General features: G+C 69.3%; 1 pseudogene. It reads left to right on the top strand.

The window, feature by feature from the left end:
- The first annotated feature begins 79 nt into the window (after positions 1-79).
- A pseudogene (locus KWI83_RS37735) lies at positions 80-1,074 on the top strand (IS5 family transposase).
- Positions 1,075-1,097 lie beyond the last annotated feature (23 nt).

Genomic DNA, 1,097 nt, shown 5'->3' with positions numbered 1-1,097 from the left:
ACTAGGGCCTGTTCCCGGTTCGGATCATTGGTTTTGGGATTCGCCGGTGACGGGCGGCTGGGCCTGGTAGTTGTCGAGGGTGGCGCGTGGTGATCTCTCGGATGCCGAGTGGGAGTTGGTCGAGCCGTTCTTGCCGGTGGGCGAGCGCGGCCCGGTCCCTGACCTGCGGCGGCTGTTCAACGCCGTGATGTGGCGGTTCAGGGCTGGGTGCCCGTGGCGGGACGTGCCGCAGGAGTACGGCTCCTGGTCGACCGTTTACGGCGCGTTCCAGCGTTGGGCGCTGGCCGGGACCTTCCGGACGCTGATGGAGGGGATGATCGCCGAGGCGGCGGCCCGTGGACAGGTCGATCTCGACCTGGTCAGCGTGGATTCCACGGTCGCGCGCGCTCATCATCACGCGGCGGGGATGGCTGTCGACCCGGAGCTGCTGGACGAGCTGGAGAAGGCCGTCACCGAGGAAAAGGGGATTCTCGAAAGGGGCAAAGCGCACCGGTAGCTCCGCCGGACGAGGACGGCGACGACGTGGTGCGTCAGGAGCGGCGGCGTTTACGGCGTCGGCGCAGAGCCCGGCTTCGTGCGGCTGAACTGGGCCGTTCCCGGGGTGGGCTGACCACCAAGACCCACCTCGCGGCCGAACGCCGGTGCCGGCCGTTGTCGTTCGTCCTCACCCCGGGACAGGCCGCCGACAGCCCCCGCTTCGTCCCGGTACTGGAGGGCATCAAGGTGCGTGGCCCGGTCGGCCGCCCGCGCACCCGGCCCGGCGCCGTCGCCGCGGACAAGGCGTACTCCTCCCGCGCCAACCGCGCCTACCTGCGGCGACGCCGCATCCGCGGTGTCATCCCGGAGAAGGCGGACCAGGCCGCCAACCGCAAGAAGAAGGGTTCTCGCGGCGGCCGCCCGGTCGGTCACGATCCGGACCTGTACAAGGACCGCAACACCGTCGAACGCTGCATCAACAAGATCAAGGAGTGGCGGGGCCTGGCCACCCGCTACGACAAGACCGCCACCAGCTACCTCGCCGGACTCCACTTACGCGGTGCCGTGATCTGGATCCGCAGCCTCCGACCAACGTGATCCGAACCTGAAACAGGCCCTAG

Source organism: Streptomyces sp. TRM70350 (assembly GCF_019219825.1).
Taxonomy (GTDB): Bacteria; Actinomycetota; Actinomycetes; order Streptomycetales; family Streptomycetaceae; genus Streptomyces.
Note: the sequence above shows the minus strand (reverse complement) of the source record. Positions and strands in the feature narration are given on the sequence as shown.